Source organism: Sphingomonas palmae, from assembly GCF_900109565.1.
In the GTDB taxonomy this organism is placed as follows: Bacteria; Pseudomonadota; Alphaproteobacteria; order Sphingomonadales; family Sphingomonadaceae; genus Sphingomonas; species Sphingomonas palmae.
The window spans coordinates 160141-178466 of sequence record NZ_FNZZ01000006.1 but is presented as its reverse complement, the minus strand read 5'-3'; the positions used below and the strand labels follow the sequence as shown (position 1 = coordinate 178466).

The following is an 18326-nucleotide window of genomic DNA, read 5'->3' as shown; positions in this document are numbered from 1 at the left end:
TTATTCAAGAGCAACCATGCCACTCATGCGAGGGGGGCGCCAGCAATGCAGATGGTCAGGACGTGGCGACTGACCGATCAATCGAGGCGGCGAGCCAGTTCCTTGTTGAGACCGAGCGCGACCAGCGTACCCACCGCACCCGACAGCAGGTAGGTACCCGCCGCCACCAGCCCGAACTCCTCCGCCAGCACCAGCGCGGCAAGTGGCGCAAAGCCCGCGCCGAACAACCATGCCAGATCGGAGGTGAGCGCCGCGCCAGTGTAGCGCGCGCGCTTCGGAAAGTTGCTCGTCACCGCGCCCGACGATTGGCCGAACGACAGGCCAAGCAGGATGAACCCGCTGATCATGAACACCGCCTCGCCGACGTAACCCGCGTCGAGCAGCTGCGGCGCGAAACCGCTGAACACCGCGATCGCTGCCGCCGTATAGCCGAGTAGCGACCGTCGCCCGATCCGATCGGCGAGCAGCCCCGACGCGACGATCGCGCCGACGCACACGGTCGCGCCGAACATCTCGATCAGCAGGAAGCGCGTGATGTTCTCGCTGGTGTTGAGCGCCACCCACGACAGCGGGAACACCGTCACCATGTGGAACAAGGCGAAGCTGGCGAGCGGGGCGAACGCGCCGATGATGATGTTGCGCCACTGCGCCTTCAACGTAACGGTGACCCGCGACGGCGTCAGCTCGCGCGTCTTGAACATGTCGGTGTATTCCGGCGTCACGACGATGCGCAGCCGCGCGAACAACGCCACGACGTTCAGCGCGAAGGCAACGAAGAACGGATAGCGCCAGCCCCACGACAGGAAATCCTCGGGCGAAAGCGTACCGAGCGCGAACGCGAACAGGCCGGCGGCGACGATCAGGCCAAGCGGCGCGCCGATCTGCGGCACCATCGCCCACCAGCCGCGCTTCTTGTCGGGCGCATTCAGCGCGAGCAGCGATGCGAGACCGTCCCAGGCGCCGCCCAGCGCCAGCCCCTGCCCGACGCGGAACAGCGCCAGCAGCAGCGGCGAGAAGATGCCGACCGAGGCATAGCCGGGCAGGAACGCCATCGCGACCGTGGAGGTACCGAGCAGGAACAGCGCGATCGTCAACTTCGTCCCGCGCCCCAGTTCGCGATCGATCCGCATGAACACCTGCGTCCCGATCGGTCGCGCTATAAAGGCGAGCGAGAATAATCCGAACGACCACAAGGTACCCGACACACGGTCCAGCTGCGGGAACACGATCTGCGGGAACACCAGCACCGACGCGATCGCGTAGACGAAGAAGTCGAAAAACTCGCTCGTCCGGCCGATAATGACGCCGATGGCAATCTCGCCCGGGTTGACGCCGTGCTCGTCACGCGTGTTGACGGCGCGGGCATCGCGCTCGAGCGGCGCGGACGAAGCGATCGACTGTGCCATAGGTATGAAACTCCGAAGCTAGCTGGACGCTTTAGGTTCCATCGCCGCGGCGCGGGATAGGACAAATTGTCCTATTTCGCAGCCGCACAACGGAGCCTAGCTCGATCGTGATGAAGAACCGGTTCCTCTCGCACCGGCGCGCCCGCCAGCTCGCCCCCCTGCTCGCGATCGGCGCGGCGGCGATGCTGTCGGGTTGCGACATGGTGGTGCTCGACCCCGCGGGCGATGTCGCGCGGCAGCAGTCGCACCTGATCCTCTGGTCGACCGCGCTGATGCTGCTGATCATCATTCCCGTGATGGCGCTGACCGCGCTGTTCGCGTGGAAGTACCGCGCGGCGAACAAGGATGCGGAATACGCACCTGATTGGGATCACTCCACCGGCCTCGAACTGGTGATCTGGGCCGCGCCGCTGATGATTGTTATTTCGCTCGGCGCGCTCACCTGGGTGTCGACCCACCTGCTCGACCCTTATCGGCCGCTCGGACGTCTGGCACCTGGCAAGCCGCTCGCCGCCAACGACCGGCCACTCGAGGTGCAGGTCGTATCGCTCGACTGGAAATGGCTGTTCATTTACCCCGGACAGGGCATCGCCACCGTCAACGAGCTGGTGCTGCCGACCGATCGGCAGGTCCGGTTCCGCATGACCTCGTCCTCGGTCATGAACACCTTCTGGGTGCCGTCGATGGCGGGCATGATCTACACCATGCCGGGCATGGAGACGAAGCTCCACGCCGTCCTCAACAAGCCCGGCCGTTACGAGGGGCGCTCCGCCAATTACAGCGGCGCCGGCTTCTCGGGCATGACGTTCTGGACCTACGCGGTCGATGACACCGGCTTCTCGCGCTGGGTGTCGCAGACGCGCGCGGCGCAGGCGCGGCTGAACGACGCGACCTATCTCAAGCTCGAGCAGCCGAGCGAGAACGTGCAGCCGATGCGGTTCGGCGGCGTCAACGCCGATCTGTTCCGCCGCATCACGCAAATGTGCGTCAAGCCTGGGATCCCATGCATGAGCGACGTCATGTCGCACGACATGGCCGAACCCGGCAGCCACGCGCCCGTCAACGACCGTCCGCCGGTTGACGCACCCAAGGGCGCGCTGCGGAAGGACACGAACGAGAAGGGCTCGGCGCCGCACCTCACCGCACCGCGTGGCCAGGCCGACGGCTCGAGCGAGCGCGGCGCGCAGAACAACCGAAACATGACCCGCCTGCAACCCGTCCGCCTGCCCGGCGCGACCGTCACGGCACAGGGCTAAACCGCTATGTCCGACACTTTGCTCAAGACCATCTTTGGCCGGCTGACGCTGGAAAGCTTCCCGATCCACGAGCCAATCATTCTCGGCACGTTCATCGCGGTGATGCTCGGCGGCATCGCGCTGGTCGGCGCGATCACCTATTTTAAGCTGTGGAAGTGGTTGTGGACCGAGTGGTTCACCAGCGTAGACCACAAGAAGGTCGGCATCATGTACATGGTGCTCGGCACGGTCATGCTGCTGCGCGGCTTCTCGGACGCGATCATGATGCGCGCGCAGCAGGCGATGGCCTTCGGCGCGAACGAGGGTTACCTGAACGCGCACCACTATGATCAGGTGTTCACCGCGCACGGTGTCATCATGATCTTCTTCGTGGCGATGCCGTTCGTCACCGGCATCATGAACTACGTGGTGCCGCTGCAGATCGGCGCGCGTGACGTGAGCTTCCCGTTCCTCAACAATTTCAGCTTCTGGATGACGGCGGCAGGTGCGGTGATCGTCATGGCCAGCCTGTTCGTCGGCGAGTTCGCGCGCACTGGCTGGCTCGCGATGGCGCCGTTGTCGGGGCTCGATTACTCACCCGATGTCGGCGTCGATTACTACGTCTGGGCGCTCCAGATAGCGGGCGTCGGAACGCTGCTGTCGGGCGTCAACCTGATCGCGACCATCGTCAAGATGCGCGCGCCGGGCATGACGATGTTCAAGATGCCGATCTTCACCTGGTCGGCGCTCGTCACCAACGTGCTGATCGTCGCCGCCTTCCCGGTGCTGACCGCGGTGCTCGCGATGCTCAGCCTCGACCGCTACGTCGGCACGCACTTCTTCACGAACACCGGCGGGGGTAACCCGATGATGTACGTGAACATGATCTGGATCTGGGGTCACCCGGAGGTGTACATCCTGATCCTGCCATTGTTCGGCGTCTTCAGCGAGGTGACCTCGACCTTTTCGGGCAAGCGGCTGTTCGGCTACACGTCGATGGTCTACGCGCTGCTGGTCATCTGCATCCTCGCCTATCTCGTGTGGCTCCACCACTTCTTCACGATGGGGTCGGGCGCGAGCGTCAACAGCTTCTTCGGCATTACCACGATGATCATCTCGATCCCGACGGGAGCGAAGATCTTCAACTGGCTGTTCACGATGTACAAGGGGCGCATCCGCTTCGAACTGCCGATGATGTGGACGGTCGCGTTCATGCTGACCTTCGTGGTCGGCGGCATGACGGGCGTGCTGCTGGCGGTACCGCCCGCGGACTTCCAGCTGCACAATTCGCTGTTCCTCGTCGCGCACTTCCACAACGTCATCATCGGCGGCGTGCTGTTCGGTGCCTTCGCCGCGATCAATTACTGGTTCCCCAAGGCATTCGGCTTCAAGCTCGATCCGTGGTGGGGCAAGGTCAGCTTCTGGTCGTGGGTGGTCGGTTTCTGGGTCGCGTTCATGCCGCTCTACGTGCTCGGCCTGATGGGCGTGACGCGCCGCCTGCGCCACTTCGACGATCCGAGCTTGCAGATCTGGTTCATCATCGCCGCGGTCGGCGCCGCGATGATCGCGGTCGGCATCGCCGCCTTCCTGATCCAGATCTACGTCAGCTTCCGCGATCGCGAGCGGCTGCGTGACTGGACCGGCGATCCGTGGGATGGCCGCTCGCTCGAGTGGGCGACTTCCTCGCCGCCGCCGGCGTACAATTTCGCTTTCACGCCCGTCATCCACGACCTGGACGCTTACTACGACATGAAGAGCCGCAATGCCGAGCGTCCGCTGACGGGCTTCCGCGACATCCACATGCCCAAGAATACGGGTACGGGCGTGGTCCTTGCCGGGCTGTCGGTCGCGTTCGGCCTGTCGATGATCTGGTACATGTGGTGGCTGTCGGCACTGAGCTTCGCCGGCATCCTGGCGGTCTCGATCTTCCACACCTTCAACTACGACCGCGACTTTCACATCCACGCCGATGAGGTCGAGCGGACCGAGGAGGAGCGCACGCGCATCCTCGCCAATGCAGCCGCGGGGGCCTGAGCGATGACCAGCACGACCGACGTGCCCCCCGGCGCGCACAATGCGGTGACGTTCTACGACACCGATCCGCACGAGCATCCGCCGGGGCAGAGCACCATGCTCGGCTTCTGGCTCTACCTGATGAGCGACTGCCTCATCTTCGCGATGCTGTTCGCGGCCTGGGGCGTGTTCGGCGGCAGCTACGCGGGCGGGCCGCGCCCGTCCGAGCTGTTCGAGCTGCCGCTGGTCGCGGTCAACACCGCGATGCTGCTGTTCTCCTCGATCACCTACGGCTTCGCGATGCTGGCGGCGGATGAGAAAAAGCAGGGTGCGACGCTCGGCTGGCTCGCGATCACCGGCGTGTTCGGCCTCTGCTTCCTCGGCATCGAGCTGTATGAATTCTCGAACCTGATCGCGGAGGGTGCGGGCCCGTGGCGCTCGGCGTTCCTGTCGTCGTTCTTCACGCTCGTCGGCACGCACGGGCTCCACGTCACCTTCGGCATCATCTGGCTCGTCACGCTGATGGTACAGGTGTCGCGCAAGGGGTTGATCGACGCCAACATGCGCCGTTTACAGTGCCTGTCGCTGTTCTGGCACTTCCTCGACGTCATCTGGATCGGCGTCTTCACCTTCGTCTATCTTCTGGGAGTGCTGCGATGAGCGCGCCGACCAACCAGCATCAGGCGGTCGAGATGGAGCGCGACGCGCACGATCGCGGATCGAGCGACCACGTCGACGGCGGCGCCGCGCACGGCTCGCGCAGCAGCTACGTCACCGGCTTCGTGCTGTCGGTGATCCTGACCGCGATCCCGTTTGGCCTCGTCATGTCGGGCGTGATCGGCGACAAGTCGGTCGTCGCGGGCATCTGCATGGCGCTGGCGATCGTGCAGATCGTCGTTCACATGATCTACTTCCTCCACATGAACCGCAAGTCGGAGGCCGGCTGGACGCTGATGTCGCTGATCTTCACGGTCATCATCGTGGTGATCGCGCTGACCGGGTCGCTGTGGGTCATGTTCCACATGAACCAGAACATGATGCCGCCGATGAACCCGGCTTCCGCGGCGGAGATGTCGGACCAGATGTGAGCCTCGCGCGCGTCCGCGTCTTGCCGCTGGTAGCGGGCAGCATCGCCATTGCGGTGCTGATCGCGCTGGGTGTGTGGCAGGTCGAGCGGCGCGCGTGGAAGCTCGACCTGATCGCGCGGGTCGAACATCGCCTATCCGCAGCGCCGGTCGCGGCCCCTGCCCCATCGCGATGGACAACGATCGGCAAGGACGACGCCTACACCCGCGTCGCCGTCACCGGCCGCTTCCGCGCCAATGCCGATACCTACGCGCAGGCAGCGACCGATCTCGGCGCCGGTTACTGGGTCATCACACCGTTCGATACGGACGGCGGCTGGACGGTCCTCGTCAACCGAGGATTCGTGCCCACGCGGGAGCGCGGCCGGCATCCGGCCTTGACCGACCATCAACGCGTCACCGGATTGCTGCGGGTGACCGAGCCGGGCGGTGGCTTCCTCCGCAGCAACGATGCGGCTGCCGATCGCTGGTACTCGCGCGATGTCGCCGCGATTGCTGCCAAGCGTCGGCTCGGGAACGTCGCGCCCTATTTCATCGACGACGACGCGAACGGCCCTGGCTGGCCGCGCGGCGGGCTGACCGTCGTTCGCTTCCCGAACAACCACCTCGTCTACGCGCTCACCTGGTTCGGGCTCGCGGCACTGGTCGCCTTCCTGCTCGCCCGTGCGCTGCGCGACACCAGGGACGAGAGCTGATCCGTGGTCAGGCACCACCACGCGCCCCCGCTCGACACCAGCCCCGACGACGCACTGCGCCGCAACTTCATGCTGCTGGTGCAATTGCGCTGGCTCGCGGTGGGTGGTCAGGTGGCGACGATCCTGGCGGTCCGCTACCTGCTCGGCATCGCGCTGCCGGTGCACACGATGCTGATGACGGCGATGCTGCTCGTCGTCCTCAACCTGCTCGTGCTGATCGCGGAGCGGCGGCATACGCCCACCAATCTCCAGTTGCTCGCCGGGCTGGTGGTGGACGTCTCCTGCCTGACGCTGCAGCTGTTCCTCAGCGGCGGCGCGACCAACCCGTTCGTCACCTTGTTCCTGCTACAGGTCGTCCTCGGCGCGGTGCTGCTCGAGGCATGGTCGAGCTGGTTGCTGGTCGCGCTCACCAGCTTCGCCTTCGCTTTCTTGACGATTATCTTCCATCCGGTCCCGCTGCCGGGCTTCTATGCCAGCCGGTTGTCGGCGCCCTACCTGTTCGCATCGTGGTTCAACTTTACGCTCGCCGCGGTGCTGCTGGTCGCGTTCGTCACCCGTATCGCGCACAATCTTCGCGACCGTGACGCGCGGCTGGCCCGCCTGCGCCAGCGCGCGGTGGAGGAGGAGCATATCGTCCGCATGGGCCTGCTCGCCAGCGGGGCCGCGCACGAACTCGGCACCCCGCTCGCCTCGCTTTCGGTCGCGCTCGGCGACTGGCAACGCGAGCCCGCGATCCTTGCCGAACCCACGCTCGCCGCCGAGGTCGAGGACATGCGGGTGGAGGTCGCGCGCTGCAAGCACATCCTCGCCGGCATCCTCTTCGCCGCGGGCGAGGTCACGGGCGAGGCACCCGCCCGCACCGGCCTGCGCCGCTTCATCGGCGATGTGCTCGGCAGCTCGACCGGCTCCGCCGCCGTCTCGCTAGACGATCGGCTCGACCGCGATGCGACGATCGTCACCGATCGCGCTCTGGCGCAGGCGCTTACCAACCTGCTCGACAATGCCGCGGAGGCGGGGGCGACGCAGATCCACGTCGGCGTAGAACGCGACGGCGATCTGCTGCTGATCCGCGTCCGCGACGATGGTCAGGGGTTCCCGCCCTCGATCCTGGCGAACATCGGCAAGCCGTACCTGAGCAGCAAGGATCGCCGCGGCGCGGGGCTCGGCCTTTTCCTGTCGACCAACGTGCTCCGCACGCTCGGCGGAACGCTGGAAGCGCGCAACCTGTTGAACGGCGGCGCTGAGGTGACGCTGCAGATGCCGTTCGCCGCGCTGCTGGTCGATGAGGAAGCGACGCGGTGACCGAAGCCAGCCCCGACCTTCGCCGGTTGCTCATTATCGAGGATGACTCGGTGTTCGCTCGTACGCTCGCCCGCTCGTTCGAGCGGCGCGGCTACCGCGTCGAGGTGATCGATGGCCCCGACCGGCTCGACGGCGTCGCCGACACGCTGCGTCCCGATTACGCGGTCGTCGACCTGCGGCTCGCCGGCGCATCGGGCCTCACCTGTGTCGAGCGGCTCCACCAGCGCGATCCTGCGACCCGGATCGTCGTCCTGACCGGCTTCGCCAGCATCGCCACCGCGGTTGAGGCGATCAAGCTGGGCGCGACCAATTACCTGACCAAACCCGCCAACACCGACGATATCGAGGCGGCGTTCGCCCGTACGGAGGGAGACGCGCAGGCCGATCTCGCCACCCGCCCCACCTCGATCAAGACGCTGGAATGGGAGCACATCCACCAGACGCTCGCCGACACCGGCTTCAACGTGTCGGAGGCCGCGCGCCGGCTCGGGCTGCATCGCCGCACGCTGGCGCGAAAACTCGACAAGCGACACATGCCGTGACGCGAAGCTAACCTGCGTCATCACGCCCGTGCCCCGCGAGCCCTATGTCGCTCCTCTAGACAGGAGAGCGCAGGCGTGACGGACAAGGCGGCATTGCTCATCATCGACATGCTCAACCGCTTCGATTTCGAGGACGCGCGCCCGCTCGTCCAGGCGGCACAGGCCGCGGCGGACGCGGTCGAGCGGCTGCGCGACGAGGCGTATGCGGCCGACGTGCCGGTGATCTACGTCAACGACAATTACGCGCAGTGGCAATCGACTCCCGAACAGCTGATCGACGAACTCATCGGCGACAATCCGCAAGGGGGCGAAATCGCGAAGCGCCTGGCACCGAGCGAGCGCGATTACTTCGTCATCAAGCCGGAGTTTTCAGGCTTCTACGCGACGAACCTGCCTGCCATTCTACCGCGGCTCGGCGTGTCGCGGCTGATCCTGACGGGCGTCGCCGCCGACATCTGTGTCCTGTTCACCGCCGCCGACGCGCACATGCGCGAGTACGATTTGTGGGTACCGCAGGATGCGATCGCCGGGGTCAGCCCGGAACGGACCGCCTGGGCCATCGACATCATGCGCGATACGCTGAGCGCAGAGGTTGCATCCACCGATACGCTCGCCCTCGCAGACTGGATCGCGCGAGCGTGATCGCCGATCTTAGCTGAATCTCAATTGCACCCGGCTACGGGCAGGGTCATGCAGACAGCCGCGTGGATCCTGCTCATCCTGCCGATCGCGGTGTTCCTGGGCTACCCCGCGCTCGTTCTCGTCGCCGCGTCGCTGCGCGGACCTCGCGAGCGACCAAGCGCGGAAACTCCGCCCCTGTCGATCACGATCCTGATCTGCGCGCATAACGAGGCGCGGACGCTGGGCGAGAAGCTGGCTTCGGTGAACCGCGCCCTCTCCGCCTGGCCGCATGATGCGCAGTTGCTCGTCGCCGACGACGGATCGACCGACGACACGGTCGCCATCGCGCGGGCGCGCGGTGCGGAGGTCGTCGTCGCGCCGCGCGGGGGCAAGGCAGCGGCGCTCAATCTCGCGATGCGGCACGCGCGCGGCGAAGTGATCGTGATGACCGACGCCGATCCCTTGTTCGACGACCAGACCTTGCCGGCGCTGCTCGCCCCCTTCGCCGACCCCGAGATCGGAGCGGTTGCCGGACGGGTGGAGACGCTGCGCGCCCGTCGTACCGCGCGCTTCGCCGGTGCCGATCGCCTGTTTCGCTCCTACGAATCGAGTCTGCGCCTCGCGGAGGATCGCCTGTTCGGCTGCATCTCCGCGGATGGCGGGTTGTACGCGATCCGCCGCGCGCTCGTGCCCCATGTCGTCGCCGATGCAACCGACGACTTTTTCGTCAGCACCGCGGCGGTCGCCGCCGGCCACCGTATCGCTTTCGCCGGCGACGCGCGTGTGTGGGAGCACAGCATCGCGGGATCACGCCAGCAGTTCCGCCGCCGCGTGCGGATCACGGTGCGCGGGCTTACCGGACTGTGGCGCCGCCGCGCGCTGATGAACCCGTGGCGGACCGGCTGGTACGCGCCTGCGCTCTTCCTCCACAAGGTCGCGCGGCGCTTGGTCCCACTCACGCTGCTACCATTATGGTTGCTGAGCGGCGCGCTGGCCGTTGCCGGCAGCGGCTGGTGGTTGCTCGTCTTCGCCGCGCTGACGGCAGCGGCATCGATCGCGACCGCGGGTGCACTCGGCGTGCGGCTAATCGGGCCGTTGCGGATCGTCTCCGGGGCGATGCTCCACCTCGCCGGCCTCGCGCTCGGCACGTTGCTGTTCCTCGGCGGGCGGCGCTACGCACAGTGGACGCCGCAGAAGGATGCGGCATGAGGCGCCTCGCTACCTTGCTCGCGCTCGGCATCGCGGCGATCGCCGGAACCACGCTGATCCAGCGGTCGGCGGCTCAGGGCGATCGGGTCACCTTCTCCGACGATTTCGACCGCGGACTGTGCGTCGGACGCTGTGCCGCATCGCCTTGGGCGATCGCGCAGCAGGTCCGCGGCCGCGTGCGCGCCGCGCCCGCACCCGATCGTTCGGGGCTCGCGCTGCTCGCCAAGGCTGGTGCGAAGACCGACGGAGTCGCCAAAGCCGATGTCGTCGCCCGTCTCCGCCCGATCGGACCGGGTCGCCGCCTCACTGTTGCCTTCGACCTGCGTATTTCTGCCGGCACCCCGCTCAATTCGCTCCAGCTCGTCGATCTCGAATGCGCCAGCTGCGGCGAAGGTGGCAATCCCGGGATCCGCCTCTATCTGCGTCGCGGGCGATTGCGGGTGGACCGCTCGAAGATCGGCGTCGCGCACGCCTGGACCCGCGATGACGCGCCGGCCCTCGCGAACGATCGCTGGCATCATATCGAATGGCAGGTCCGCGTCGCCGCCGATGACCGCGGCGCAGTGCGCGTGCTGCTCGACGGCCGTGACGTGCTCGTCGCGCGCGGAGCGACCGCCGCCGCATTGCCGCGCGTCGCGGTAGACCGCGTGCAGATCGGGATCACCGCGAACTCGAACCCGGTTCCTGCGACCGCGTGGTTCGACAACGTTCGCGTCGATGTGCGCTAGCAGGCACCGTCGCCGCGCTTGACCGCGCTGATCGTGCGCATGATTAGGTCGATGTCCTGCCTAGCCGACAACGAGCGGATATAGCGCACGTCGAGTTCGGACCGCTCGTCGAAATCGATGTTGGCGCGCCCAGACACCTGCCACAATCCCGTCAGCCCCGGCTTGACCGCCAGCCGCGGCAGATGCGCCATGCGGTAGGTGCCCGCGGCGAACGAGGTCGGCCTGGGTCCGACCAGCGCCATGTCGCCCTTCACCACGTTCCACAAATTGGGCAGTTCATCGAGGCTGGTCTTGCGCAGGAACCGCCCGATCCGGGTCACGCGCGGGTCGTCAACCAGCTTGAAGTCGGGCGAGTCGGCCGCGTGGACGTTGCGCGCGCGCAGCTTCTCCTTTAGCGCCTCCGCGTCGACTACCATCGTGCGGAACTTGAACAATCGGAAGCGCCGGCCAAGATAGCCGGTCCGTTCCTGCACGAACAACACGGGACCGCGATCGTCCAGCCTGATCGCGATCGCCACCGCCAGGAACACCGGCGACAGCACGATCGTCGCTAGCAGCGCCAGTGCGCGGTCGAGTAATGGTTTCAGCTGCCGTGCATAACCGCGCCGCTGCACCTCCAGGTGGAGCGGCACCCCGCGCATGTCGCACTCGAACCGGACACGCCGCGCCAGATCCTTGCGTCGTTCGATCGGCACTGGTTCGGTAGAGGTGTCGGTCATGCAATTCTTGCCACGTCGCTTCGCTGGTGCGGGCGCGATGATGAACAATCCGTCATGATCTACGGTCAGCGCAGCGTCCGATCACGCGAAATCCGCTCCGAAACGGCGGCGGAGCGCGAAAACCATGCGGCGCACCACCTGCATCGGCGCGAGCAGCAGGTACCAGTAATGATTGCCCTGCATCAGCCGCACCGCCGCACGCAGGTACAGCGCCTCGGCCGGCAACCAGCGGAAGCCAAGCGCGCGGTCGTTGACGTGGATGCGCGAGATCGTGTCGGCGGGTTCGTCCGCGGTGTTGCGCCCCCTACCTCCAGTCGTCGCCCGGTAGCCGAGGTCGCGCGCGATCACGCGGGCCTCGGCGCACAGCTTGTTCTCGGGCCAGCAGAACAATCGAGGCGAGATGCCCAATCGCTGCTCGAATGTCGCGCGGCACAGCGACAGATCGCCCGCAATGCGGTCGTGTAGCATCTGCACGCTCTCGCGTACGCCGTCGCGGAAGCCTCGCTCCGCAAGCGCGAGCCCCGACATCGGTATCGGGCTTCCCACCGGCACCTCGGACGGCAGGTCGCGACGATACCAGTCGTATTTCGTTCCCGGTGTCGCGTCCCATTGCAGCCACGCATGCGCGCGCCAGTTCGCCGCTTCGACGCGACCGACCACGTGCTCGCTGATCGGCACCCGCGCGTGCGCCACGCCATGCGGCTCGACCTCGAACTCGGGCTGCGCCTCGATCGCGGCGAGCTCGTCCCAGTTCATGTACCCGTCGACTGGCCCCTCGCCGCGCAACCCGCTGCCCGGATCAACGAAGTCGAGCGAGGCGAAGAAGGTGGCTGGCGCTTCGAACGCGCGCAGCAGCGGCGCGGCAAAGCGGAAGTTGTCGAGATAGCCGTCGTCGAAATGCAATACGACCTGACCGGGCGTGACCGGCGCACCGGCGTGACGTCGCTCGGTCATGGCACGGCTGCCGACGATCTGAACGCCCATGCGTCGCAGCACGCTGAGGTGCCGCTCGAAGGTAGTCGGATGAACCGCGATCTCGCGCGACCACGGCAACCACCGGGGGTCGGGGCTGACCGAGTGATAGGTCAGCACCGCAATGCCCGGCGGCGCGATCATGTATCGATGGCCGACCACCAGTCCCAAGACCGGCAGCATCAAAGCCACCCACTGCCACGACGTTGGCAGCAGCAACCACGCGGCCGTCGCGAGGACCAATGTCGCGCCGACTACGCCCGCCCAGCACAGCGTACGGCGCGTCCGCTCCCGCTTGCGCGTCACGCCGTTCGCCGCCGCTTATCGCGCCACGCCTTTGCATGCGAGCGCGCGGCATCGTAGGCGTAGAGCAGCGTGCCCGCTGGACTGTCTGAATAGAGGGTAACCCGGTAGAGCGGATCGCAACGATCGGCGAAGCGCAGCTTGTACGGCGCGGGAGTCATGCCGTTGCCCATCTTGTCGTAGCAGGTGATCGTCGGCGTCTCGAAACAATGCCGGATCATCCGTGCCGCCAGCACGTGACCGAGCGATAGGTCGGCGAACTCCTCGTCGTAAGCGACCTTCAGCAGGAACAATCGCTCGCCGCCGAGAACGCCGAACTCGAACGCGACCAGCCGCTCGCCCAGCCACATCAATCCGATCTGCAACGCGCCTGCCGCGGCGGCACTGCGCACCAGGTCGGTGTAGAAGCGCGACGCCTGCGGATCGTCGAGAATTGCCGAGCGCTCGCGCCCCTTCCAGCCCGATTGTTCGAGCGCGAGCATCTGCCGCCATAGATCGCTGGAGGTCGGGTCGGCGGTGACATGCGCGAAACGCATACCCAACCGCGCGGTCGCGTCGCTCTCACGGCGCAGCATCTGGCGAATACGCTTGCTGCGCGCGCCGAGCCACGCCTCATGGTTGCCGCTGGTGTCGATCAACGGCGCGAGCGCGTGCGGCGCGATGCGGACGCGAAAACGCCCGCGCCATTCTTCCGCTGCCTCGATCAGGCGTGAGCCGTGCGGCAGGTACTCGAGCTCAACCGCCGCCACCCCCGCGAGAAGACGCCGCGGCAGATCGTGACGCAGCGGAGCGCTGTCCGGCACACCGAAATGCACGCTGTGCGGGTTGGTTGCGCTGCGTCGTATCGCCAAGCGGAACGGCTCTAGCCGTCGCTGCGCAGCCACCAGCCGCACGCCGTCAATCTCCTCGATCTCACCGAACGCCGCTGCCCAGCAGTTGAACCAATCCGATCCGAAATGGAAGGGTTCGCGAGAACTTACCGCCAGCATTTAACCACTCTGCAAGTGCCCCCCGATACAGCGGGCTTTATCGCGCATCTTCCGAAGAATTGGTGAATGTACGGATCGGACCTTCTTGATCGTCCCACATCGGCGATGTTGAGCCACGTGCTCGATGCCGATGATGCGGCGGCGTTCGACAACTTCATGCGCGACGCGCCGTTCGGCGCTTATCAGCAGACCCGCGCCTGGGCCGCTGCCGCGCCGCGGCACGCGCGGCGCGGGTGGCAGTTCTTCATCTGCCGCGCCGACGGCGAGATCGTCGGGGCGGCCGTGATCCGCTCGACCCGGCTCGCGGCCAAATCGTGGCTGGCGACGCTTCAGCGTGGCCCGGTCGTCCACGATCCCGCCGCGCTTCCGCTCGTGCTCGGCGCGCTGCACCGTGCGCTTAAACAGGCGGGGTGCTGCTCGGTGCAGGCAGCTCCGCGCGTTCGCGGCCGACCGCTGCCGTTGGTCGCAGAGGCGATGCGCGACGGCGGCTACGTGCCGCTGCCCGCCGAGGCACAGGCGCTACATCACGTCAGCGGGATCGTCTGGCTCGACAAGCCCGAGGCAGCGATCCTCGCCGGGTTCAAGCAGCGCGCACGCCGGGCACTCCGTGCGGCGGAAAAGGCGGGGATCACGGTCCGCCCTGTCGCTGGCGAGGACGATCTGAAAACCTACCAGCACCTGCTCGACCGCTTTGCGGCGTCCCGGAGCGACTATGACATGTCCGGTCAGCCCGACGCGCGTGGCCAGGCGCATCTGATCGAACGCTCGGGCGGCGCGATGCTGCTCGCCGAGCGCGACGGGGTAGCGGTCGGCGCGCACGCCTTTGTCCGGCAGGGTGACGAGGCGATCTGGCTGTCGCTCGTCACGCTCGACCGCGACGGCGCCTCACCCGGCTATCCGTTGTTGTGGCAGGCGATGCGCACGGCGGCCGCGATGGGCTGCGTCGGCTACGATCTCGCCGGCCTGCCCGACGACGAACCGGCTGACGCGGGCGAGGCCGGACGCGTCCAGTTCAAGACTGCCTTCGCCCCGCATCGCCGCGTCATGCCGCCGATGCAGATGCTGGTGCTCCAGCCGGTGCAGCACCTTCTGCTGTTCGGCGCGCGCGCGGTCTACCGCCGTCTGCGTCGCGCGAGTGCCCGACGTGGCTGAGGCAAGCCTCACCTCGCGCTGGCGCGCGCGGCTGCGCAAGGCATGGGGCGACCACGTCTACCGCTCGAGCGAGAGCGTGATGCTCGAGTGCCGCCGCGCATGGGTGCGTGCGGGGACCGGCGTGAGCGACGGGCTGACCTTCGTGACTGCGCGCAACGCCGATGCGCTTCCACCGCTCGGCACCTGGCTCTCGCCCCGCGCCCGCGCATTTGCCGACATGTGCCGGGCGGGCAAGTTGGGGCTGTTCGTCCTGCGCGACGGACAGGCGGTCGGCTGCGCCTGGCTCGCGCTCAGCGACCACCGCGACGCACACTCGCGCGAATTTTATCGGATCGCACCCGGCGAGGCTTATCATTATTGCTGGCTGGTCGAACCGGCCGAACGCAGCCGCGGTACCGCGCTTCACCTGTGTCGCTATGTCCTGCGAATGCTGGGTGAACTGGGTATCGAACGGCAGTTCGGCATCATCGATCGCGACAATCGTGCGTCCTACCAGGTGCAGCGACATTTCGGTTACCGCGAGTGCGGCGTCCGCGTCCGCCACATCCATCTGTTCCACCAGCGCTGGACCCGCGTCTCACACTACGAGGGCATGCTCGGGTTCAAACGCATTCCACGCGTCGCGAGCGGGTCATGACGGTCCAAACCGACGCCTATCGCCCGCGCAGCTCGATGCGCACGCTGGTGCGGTCGGCCGGCGTCGTGTCCGCGATCCGTGGGCTGGATTTCGGGCTGTCGTTCCTCGTCTCGGTGCTGCTCGCCAATCGCTTCGGCGCGTCGGGGCAGCTCGACGCCTTCTTTCTCGCGCGGCGCACCACGGTCGGCTTCGCCGACACGATCCGCAAGCTGATCGGCCAGGTCGTGCTGCCGCCGGTGATGGCGGCGGTCGATCGCGGCCAGCCGCTGTCGCTTCAGCTGCTGCCGAGGCGGATCGGCTGGTTCCTGGGCCTGTTCGCGCTCGCGCTCGCGGCGGCGATGCTGGTGCCTGAACGGCTGGTGGCGCTGTTCGCGCCCGGCTTTCGGGGGTCGCAGGCGGCGCTCACCGCGGAGATGATGAGGATCATGCTGCCGCTGCTGCCGATCGCGGTTGGCGCCTCGATCCTGGCGGCGATCCTGCAGGCACGCCGGCGCTATCTGCTGAGCGAAGGCACCAACCTGGTGCAGCGCGCGATGCTGGTGCTCGTGCTGGCGCTGCTCGTCCCTCCGCTCGGCATCGTTGCGGGCGCGTGGACGATGCTGGTCAGCGGCGTGGTCGGCTTCGTCATCCTGCTGGTCGGGGCCTGGTCGATCGTCCGTCCGCATGCCGTTCTGGGCGCGGCGGGACCTCCTGTCTCGACAACATCGCCGAGCGCCGGCGGCGGCATCGTCGCCGCGCTGGTCATCAATGCCTATTTTCAGGCAACGGCGCTGCTCGACTTCGCGTTCGCCTCGACCGCGGCCGACGGGTCGGTCGCCTCGCTCGAATATGGCTCGCGCCTCGTCTCGCTGGTGCCCGGACTGGTGATGTCGAGCCTTGCCACCGTGCTCGCGCCCGAGCTGATCCACGCGGTGCAGCAATCCAACCCACGCGCCGCCGCCGCCGGCATTCAGCGGTTCCAGCGTATATCGGTGTTCGCGCAGCTGCCCGTGTCAGTCGGCATGATGCTGGGCGCGCCGCTGATGGTCGGCGCGCTGTTCGGCCACGGCGCCTTCGGTGCGAAGGCGATCGCGACCGCGGCCGCCTGCACTGCGGGCTACGCCGCCGCGCAGGTCTTTCTCGCGCCGTCGAGCGCGATCACCAGCGCGATCTACGCCGATCCGCACGCCTCGCCGCTCGCCGACCTCGCCCGCGTCGCCGTGCTGGGACTGCTGATGCGCGTCGGCGCACTCGCGCTCGCCGCGCCTTTGTGGGGCGCGGGCGGGATCGCCTGGGCCGCCGCAGCAGCGACCGCCGGTACCTTCGTGGTCGCGCAGGTGATCGCGGTGCGCCGCTTCCACCATTTCGCGATGCGCCCGCAGGCGATCGACTTGGCGCGCAACGCTTTGTGCGCCGGCATCGCCGCGCTCGCGGGTGCGGCACTGCTGCACGTCGTTCCGGCGCCTCACGCGGTCTGGACCCAGCTGCTCCTGCTGGCGGCGCTCGGCGCGCTGGTCCTGCTCGTCTATGCCGCCGCCGCCATTGCGCTGCACGTGCCCGAGGTCGCTCAGGTGCGCGACATCGTCGGCAAGATCATCGCCAAGCGTCGGCGGCGCGTGTGACGCCCGCTCGCGTCGCCTTTCTGCTGCCGCACTTCCGCGCGGGCGGTGCCGAACGGGTCGTGCTCAACTGGATCGGTGCGCTCGACCGTACCCGCTTCGCGCCGGTGCTGATGCTGGGCCGCGTCGAAGGTGCGTTCCTCGATCTGCTGCCCGCCGACGTACCCGTCGTCGCGATCGGCGGGCGTCGCGCGCTGACGCGTCCGTGGCGGATCGCGCGCGCGTTGCGCGCCAACCGCATCCAGGCCGCCTATTCCGCCACCAGCGCGATGAACCTGGCGCTGCTCGCCGCGCCGACGCGAGTGCCGCGGATCACCTCCGAGCATACGCCGCCCGCCGCCTTCGGTGCGGAGGCGAAGTGGCCGCTGCTGCGCCGCGCTGCCACTACGACGCTGCGTCATCGCGCCTCCGCGATCGCGGTGCCGACGCAGGCGATCGCCGATCAGATCACGTCCACGCGCGTCCACGTCATCCGCAATCCGGTGCTCGCGGGCTCACCGCCGCCGCTCGCCCCTTTCGATCCCACCCGCACGCACATCGTCGCGGTCGGCCGGCTCGTTCGCGCCAAGGGGTTCGACACGCTGATCGACGCTGCCGCGCTGCTCGCACGTACGGACACGCCGTTCACGCTGGCGATCCACGGCGACGGACCGGAGCGCGACAGGTTGTCGCGGCGCATCGCTGACGCGGGCATGACCGGGCGCGTGACGCTCGCGGGGCACACCGCCGACCTTGCCCCCGTGCTCGCCACAGCAGCGCTGGTCGTCTCATCGTCGCGGCGCGAGGGGTTCGGCAACGTGCTGATCGAGGCGATGGCGCTCGGGACCCCCGTTCTGGCGACGCGCGCGGGTGGGCCTGAGACCTTCATCGAGGACAAACGAAACGGCTTCCTCGTTGCCCCGGACTACCCCGCCGCGCTCGCCGCGCGCATGGACGCGCTTCTGCGCGACCCGGCGTCCCGAACCCGCGTTCGCGCCGCCGCGCGCGAGACCGCCGGGCACTACACCGTTGCCGCCTCGACCCGCGACTTCACCGCCCTGCTCGACGCCGTGCTGCCGCGGCACGCGCCCACTTAACCTTAAAGTTACGCCGCTCCGGTACCTATCCGATCCTGCCATTC

18 protein-coding genes are annotated in these 18326 nt (G+C 67.5%); 14 read left to right on the top strand and 4 right to left on the bottom strand.

Annotated features, from left to right (window positions below; genetic code table 11):
* Positions 1-77 precede the first annotated feature (77 nt).
* Positions 78-1406 carry an MFS transporter gene (locus tag BMW51_RS14290; protein WP_093007600.1) on the bottom strand — a complete coding sequence of 443 codons (1329 nt, stop codon included), beginning with the start codon at positions 1404-1406 and terminating at the stop codon, positions 78-80.
* Between the two features lie 110 nt (positions 1407-1516).
* On the opposite strand from BMW51_RS14290, the gene cyoA reads away from it, so the two are divergent.
* The 10 genes from cyoA (at position 1517) to BMW51_RS14240 (ending at position 10836) form a co-directional block, all read left to right on the top strand.
* Positions 1517-2662 (top strand): ubiquinol oxidase subunit II, encoded by a 1146-nt coding sequence (cyoA, locus tag BMW51_RS14285; RefSeq protein WP_093007598.1) that lies wholly within the window; start codon positions 1517-1519, stop codon positions 2660-2662.
* 6 nt (positions 2663-2668) lie between these two features.
* Positions 2669-4675, top strand: coding sequence for a cytochrome o ubiquinol oxidase subunit I (gene cyoB, locus BMW51_RS14280; protein WP_093007596.1), 2007 nt, complete (start codon positions 2669-2671; stop codon positions 4673-4675).
* 3 nt (positions 4676-4678) lie between these two features.
* Complete coding sequence (cyoC, locus tag BMW51_RS14275) at positions 4679-5314, top strand: cytochrome o ubiquinol oxidase subunit III (protein ID WP_093007594.1); 636 nt, start codon at positions 4679-4681, stop codon at positions 5312-5314.
* Complete coding sequence (gene cyoD / locus BMW51_RS14270) at positions 5311-5742, top strand: cytochrome o ubiquinol oxidase subunit IV (RefSeq protein WP_425440999.1); 432 nt, start codon at positions 5311-5313, stop codon at positions 5740-5742. The genes cyoC and cyoD overlap by 4 nt, the downstream gene beginning before the upstream one ends.
* Entirely contained in the window at positions 5739-6434 is a 696-nt protein-coding gene (locus tag BMW51_RS14265; RefSeq protein WP_093007592.1) for an SURF1 family protein, read from the top strand. The genes cyoD and BMW51_RS14265 overlap by 4 nt, the downstream gene beginning before the upstream one ends.
* A 69-nt stretch (positions 6435-6503) precedes the next feature.
* Entirely contained in the window at positions 6504-7736 is a 1233-nt protein-coding gene (locus BMW51_RS14260) for an ATP-binding protein (RefSeq protein WP_093007716.1), read from the top strand.
* Positions 7733-8278: a response regulator transcription factor gene (locus BMW51_RS14255; protein ID WP_093007590.1), complete on the top strand. Its 546-nt coding sequence runs from the start codon at positions 7733-7735 to the stop codon at positions 8276-8278. The genes BMW51_RS14260 and BMW51_RS14255 overlap by 4 nt, the downstream gene beginning before the upstream one ends.
* 75 nt (positions 8279-8353) lie before the next feature.
* Positions 8354-8920, top strand: a complete 567-nt coding sequence (locus BMW51_RS14250; protein ID WP_245708557.1) for a cysteine hydrolase family protein — start codon at positions 8354-8356, stop codon at positions 8918-8920.
* A 48-nt stretch (positions 8921-8968) separates the two neighbouring features.
* The gene (locus BMW51_RS14245) at positions 8969-10108 is read left to right on the top strand and encodes a glycosyltransferase (protein WP_093007588.1); all 1140 of its coding nucleotides are present in this window, start codon (positions 8969-8971) and stop codon (positions 10106-10108) included.
* Positions 10105-10836, top strand: coding sequence for a heparin lyase I family protein (locus BMW51_RS14240; protein WP_093007586.1), 732 nt, complete (start codon positions 10105-10107; stop codon positions 10834-10836). The genes BMW51_RS14245 and BMW51_RS14240 overlap by 4 nt, the downstream gene beginning before the upstream one ends.
* Here BMW51_RS14240 and BMW51_RS14235 read toward each other — a convergent pair.
* The 3 genes from BMW51_RS14235 to BMW51_RS14225 all read right to left on the bottom strand — a co-directional run bounded on the left by BMW51_RS14235 (position 10833) and on the right by BMW51_RS14225 (position 13819).
* Positions 10833-11555, bottom strand: coding sequence for a sugar transferase (locus BMW51_RS14235; RefSeq protein ID WP_093007712.1), 723 nt, complete (start codon positions 11553-11555; stop codon positions 10833-10835). The two genes, BMW51_RS14240 and BMW51_RS14235, sit on opposite strands and share 4 nt — an antisense overlap.
* 81 nt (positions 11556-11636) lie before the next feature.
* The gene (locus BMW51_RS14230; protein ID WP_093007584.1) at positions 11637-12833 is read right to left on the bottom strand and encodes a polysaccharide deacetylase family protein; all 1197 of its coding nucleotides are present in this window, start codon (positions 12831-12833) and stop codon (positions 11637-11639) included.
* On the bottom strand, positions 12830-13819 hold the full coding sequence (locus tag BMW51_RS14225; RefSeq protein WP_093007582.1) for a GNAT family N-acetyltransferase: 990 nt from the start codon (positions 13817-13819) through the stop codon (positions 12830-12832). Before BMW51_RS14225 ends, BMW51_RS14230 begins: the two co-directional genes overlap by 4 nt.
* A gap of 66 nt (positions 13820-13885) precedes the next feature.
* Between BMW51_RS14225 and BMW51_RS14220 the strand changes: the two genes are divergently transcribed.
* Genes BMW51_RS14220 through BMW51_RS14205 form a run of 4 tightly spaced genes read left to right on the top strand, consistent with a single transcriptional unit; the run spans position 13886 to position 18282 of the window.
* On the top strand, positions 13886-14971 hold the full coding sequence (locus BMW51_RS14220; protein WP_093007580.1) for a GNAT family N-acetyltransferase: 1086 nt from the start codon (positions 13886-13888) through the stop codon (positions 14969-14971).
* Positions 14964-15608 carry a GNAT family N-acetyltransferase gene (locus BMW51_RS14215; protein ID WP_143051876.1) on the top strand — a complete coding sequence of 215 codons (645 nt, stop codon included), beginning with the start codon at positions 14964-14966 and terminating at the stop codon, positions 15606-15608. Before BMW51_RS14220 ends, BMW51_RS14215 begins: the two co-directional genes overlap by 8 nt.
* Positions 15605-17209, top strand: a complete 1605-nt coding sequence (locus BMW51_RS14210) for a lipid II flippase MurJ (RefSeq protein WP_093007575.1) — start codon at positions 15605-15607, stop codon at positions 17207-17209. The genes BMW51_RS14215 and BMW51_RS14210 overlap by 4 nt, the downstream gene beginning before the upstream one ends.
* Positions 17206-18282: a glycosyltransferase gene (locus BMW51_RS14205; RefSeq protein WP_093007573.1), complete on the top strand. Its 1077-nt coding sequence runs from the start codon at positions 17206-17208 to the stop codon at positions 18280-18282. The genes BMW51_RS14210 and BMW51_RS14205 overlap by 4 nt, the downstream gene beginning before the upstream one ends.
* The last annotated feature ends 44 nt before the right edge of the window (positions 18283-18326 follow it).